At 76.5% G+C, this 3494-nt stretch carries 7 protein-coding genes; 4 read left to right on the top strand and 3 right to left on the bottom strand.

What is annotated here, in order from left to right; translation table 11 throughout:
• Both ABZ641_RS29670 and ABZ641_RS29675 read left to right on the top strand, forming a co-directional pair.
• On the top strand, positions 1-558 hold a 558-nt coding region (locus ABZ641_RS29670), incomplete at its 5' end, for a class I SAM-dependent methyltransferase (protein ID WP_359986702.1).
• A 192-nt stretch (positions 559-750) separates the two neighbouring features.
• Positions 751-1245 carry a DUF6328 family protein gene (locus ABZ641_RS29675; protein ID WP_344627219.1) on the top strand — a complete coding sequence of 165 codons (495 nt, stop codon included), beginning with the start codon at positions 751-753 and terminating at the stop codon, positions 1243-1245.
• Between the two features lie 145 nt (positions 1246-1390).
• On the opposite strand, the gene ABZ641_RS29680 is transcribed toward ABZ641_RS29675, so the two are convergent.
• Entirely contained in the window at positions 1391-1621 is a 231-nt protein-coding gene (locus ABZ641_RS29680) for a hypothetical protein (protein ID WP_359986705.1), read from the bottom strand.
• A gap of 156 nt (positions 1622-1777) precedes the next feature.
• On the opposite strand from ABZ641_RS29680, the gene ABZ641_RS29685 reads away from it, so the two are divergent.
• Positions 1778-2014 carry a hypothetical protein gene (locus tag ABZ641_RS29685; protein ID WP_344627217.1) on the top strand — a complete coding sequence of 79 codons (237 nt, stop codon included), beginning with the start codon at positions 1778-1780 and terminating at the stop codon, positions 2012-2014.
• Between the two features lie 92 nt (positions 2015-2106).
• The gene (locus tag ABZ641_RS29690) at positions 2107-2673 is read left to right on the top strand and encodes a type 1 glutamine amidotransferase domain-containing protein (protein WP_359986708.1); all 567 of its coding nucleotides are present in this window, start codon (positions 2107-2109) and stop codon (positions 2671-2673) included.
• A 57-nt stretch (positions 2674-2730) separates the two neighbouring features.
• On the opposite strand, the gene ABZ641_RS29695 is transcribed toward ABZ641_RS29690, so the two are convergent.
• Both ABZ641_RS29695 and ABZ641_RS29700 read right to left on the bottom strand, forming a co-directional pair.
• Complete coding sequence (locus tag ABZ641_RS29695; RefSeq protein ID WP_344627215.1) at positions 2731-2961, bottom strand: DUF6296 family protein; 231 nt, start codon at positions 2959-2961, stop codon at positions 2731-2733.
• A gap of 147 nt (positions 2962-3108) precedes the next feature.
• Positions 3109-3294 carry a hypothetical protein gene (locus ABZ641_RS29700; protein ID WP_344627214.1) on the bottom strand — a complete coding sequence of 62 codons (186 nt, stop codon included), beginning with the start codon at positions 3292-3294 and terminating at the stop codon, positions 3109-3111.
• Positions 3295-3494 lie beyond the last annotated feature (200 nt).

Here is a 3494-nt window from a genome sequence, read left to right on the forward strand (position 1 = left end):
GTCGGCTCCGACCTCAGCGCGGTGGCAGCGGCCCGGGCGGCACGCGAGGCGGCGGTCCGCGGCACGGAACTGCCCACCGTCGCCGCCGACATGCGCCGGCTGCCGTTCGTGCGGGGCCGGTTCGACGCGGTCGTGTGCGCGGACAACTCGCTCCCCCACCTGCTGACCGCCGGGGACGTCCGCGCCGCGCTGGACGCGATGCGGCGGGTGCTCCGCCCGGGCGGCCTGCTGCTCGTCAGCACCCGCCCGTACGACGAACTGCGCCGCACCCGGCCCACCGGGACGCCGCCGCAGGTGGTCGAGGCCGACGGGGTCCGCACCACGACCTTCCAGCGGTGGCACTGGCACGAGGACGGCGAGCACTACGACCTCGACATGGTGCAGGAGCGCAGCGGCCCGGACGGGGTGCGCACCCAGGTCCGGCACGCCGTGTACTGGGCGCTCACCCGGGAGCAGCTGACCGGGCTGGTGCTCGACGTGGGCTTCGTCCGGCCGGCCTGGGCGGAGCCGGCGGCGAGCGGGTTCTTCCAGCCGGTGCTGACCGCGGTCGCCCCGTGAGCGGGTCCGTCCGGCCCGCGGGGTTTGCCGGCCGCGGATCGAGCCAGACGCCCGGCAGGGCGGGCCCGCGCTCCTGACCCGCGGGCCGCCCGTCTGCGTCCGGACCCGGCCCGGGCGTTCCCTGGCGGGCCTTCCCGAGCGGGCAGCCGGGTCCGGCGGCAGCCAGCGGCTGCCGCACCGAGGATGGGGAGCATGGCAGAGCAGCAGCCACCCGCGGACGGCCGCGACGAGACCCCGGAGGAGCGGGCGGACCGGCTCTGGACCGAACTGCTCCAGGAGGTACGGGTCGCGCAGACCGGTGCCCAGATCATGTTCGGATTCCTGCTGACGGTGGTGTTCACCGAGCGGTTCACCACGCTGCACGGCTTCGACCGGGCCCTCTACGTCGGGGTGGTGACCCTCGGCGCCGTCGCCACCGGCACCCTGATGGCTCCGGTCTCCTACCACCGGCTGCTGGCCGGGCGGCACGTCAAGCCGCGCATGGTCGCGGCCGCCGCCCGGATGGTCTCGCTCGGGGTGGTCCTGCTCGGCCTGAACGTCGGCGCGGCCCTGTTGCTGCTGCTCAAGGTCGCCGGCCTCACCTGGGGCGCCTGGGTGATCGCGGGCGCCGTGCTGGCGTGGTTCGCGGTGTGCTGGGTGCTCGTCCCGGTCGCGCTGCTGCGCCGCTCCGGTCCCCGGCGGCGCTGAGCACGCCAGGGCACGGCAGAGCGCAGGGCGGCCCGTCACCTCAGCGACACCTCAAAGCAGTAGTGACACCGTGTCGCAGCAGCAGTGACACCATGTCGCAACAGCGACACGGTGTCACCCTGGACCGGACGGGTGAACGGTCGGGTCAGGTGTCCCGCTCCGGCGGCTGCGCGGTGTCGCGGCCGTCCTGGTGGTGGCGGTCGAACCGGTCGTGGCGGTGCGGCCAGTGCCAGTGGCGCCGCGGACGGCTTTCGTGCCGCTCGTGCGGCCTGCGCAGGGTCTCGGGCGGCGGCCCGGGGTTCACCGGGACGGTGCGCGCGGCACCGGTGGCGGGATCGTGCGGACGCAGTTCGGGCGGGCCGGGATTGACGGGCATGGCAGCCTCCTTCACCCCCTCCACTGTGCGCCTGCCCGGGCCGCCCGGCCACAAACGGACGCCCGGCGCTCCCGGGGTGTGGCGCGGGTACGGCCGGGCAGACGCCGGTCACGGGGCCGGCCGGCCAAGGCCGGGTCCCGATGGAGGTGAGCGGCCGTGCCGTCCACGACCGGTGGGCCCCGGCAGGCGCTGTCCCGGGTGTCCGCGCCACTGCTGGCGTTCCTGACCGCCCTGTTCGCGTTCTGGGCGGTGGCCGCCGGGGACGACGCCCCGGCCGCCCGCGCCGTCCCGGCCGCCCTCGCGCTGGCCTTCGGGGTGCTCGCCGTACTGGCCGCGGCCCATCCGCTGGTGTTCGTCCGCCGCCGTCGGCGCAGGCCCGGGGGCCACGGCTGACCACGCGCACCGGCGCCGCGGTTTCGTGCCGGGCAGGCCGGTGAGACGTTCGGGGAACGGCCCGAACGCGAACACGGAGGAAGGTGGCCGACATGACCGGTCTGCAGGGCAGGACGGTGGCATTCCTGGTGGCGCCGAAGGGCGCGGAGCAGGTCGAGCTGACCTCGCCGTGGGAGGCGGTGGAGCGGGCCGGCGGCACACCCCGGCTGGTGTCCACCAAGAGCGGGACGGTCCAGGCGTTCGAGCACCTGGACCCGGGCGACACCTTCCGGGTGGACGCGGTGGTCGCGGACGTCTCCGCGGCGGACTTCGATGCCCTGGTGCTGCCCGGCGGCGTCGCCAACCCGGACTTCCTGCGGATGGACCCGCGGGCGGTGGGCTTCGTGCGCGGCTTCTTCGACCTGCGCAAGCCGGTCGCGGTGATCTGCCACGGCCCGTGGACGCTGATCGAGGCGGACGCCGTCCGCGGCCGCACCCTCACCTCCTGGCCGAGCCTGCGCACCGACCTGCGGAACGCGGGCGCCCACTGGGTCGACCGCGAGGTCTCCGTCTGCCACGACGGCCCCAACACCCTGGTCTCCAGCCGCAAGCCCGCCGACCTGCCGGCCTTCGAGCGCACGCTGGTCAAGGAGTTCGCCCGCACCCCGGCACACGCCTGAGGCCCGGCACTCCGCCCGACCCGTCACACCGACGGGTCGGGCGAAACGCCGGGTCGGTCAGGGCATCGGGACGGCGTGCAGGCAGACGTGGGCGCCGGGGCAGCCCGCCAGGGGCTCGGCGACGCCCGCGGCCGTCACCTGGACGAGCAGGGTTCCGGACTCGTCGGCGTACACCGGGCGCCCGTCGGGGCCGAACGTCCCGGTCGGGGTGACGATCACGACCTGGGGCGGGGCGTGGGTGCCGGGGGCGGTGGGCAGGGTCACGGCATAGCCCTCGGTGGGGGGCATGGCGCACCTCCTGGGGGTGCCCTGCGTCTGGACGGCCGGGCCGTCCGCGAAACCCGTCCCACCGGCGCCGTCCACCGTCCCACCCTCCCACCGGCCCGGCGGCCCACCGTCCCACCGGCCCGGCGCCCGTGCCGGGTTCGGTCCTCTTCAGTCCTCGTCGTCGGCGGGGTCGGCCGCCGCGTCGGCCTCCTCGCCCGGCTCCTGGTCGTCGGGCGGGGGCGGGCCGCCCTCCCCGGTCATCCGGGCACCGGGGGTGTCGGTGGGCGGCCAGGCGTCGTCGGGGTGCTCGCGCCCGGTGCCCGACGGCTGGCTGCGGGAAGGCTGGGTGGTCATGGCCGGTCCTCCTCGGTGCTGTTCCTCCACTGGTCGTCGGCGGCCTCGCCGGGTGTCCGGCGGTGCCGCCCGTCACCGCGCGCCTGCCCGCCAGGGGCCCGTCCAATCGCGGCCGGGCGCAGGCGCGGCGGCGGCAGGGTTGGCCCCGGCGGCAGGGGGTAGCCGCCGGGGTAGGGGGACCCGCGAGCCCGGGTCGTGCA

The sequence above is a fragment of the Kitasatospora sp. NPDC007106 genome, from assembly GCF_040634455.1.
GTDB lineage: Bacteria > Actinomycetota > Actinomycetes > Streptomycetales > Streptomycetaceae > Kitasatospora > Kitasatospora arboriphila.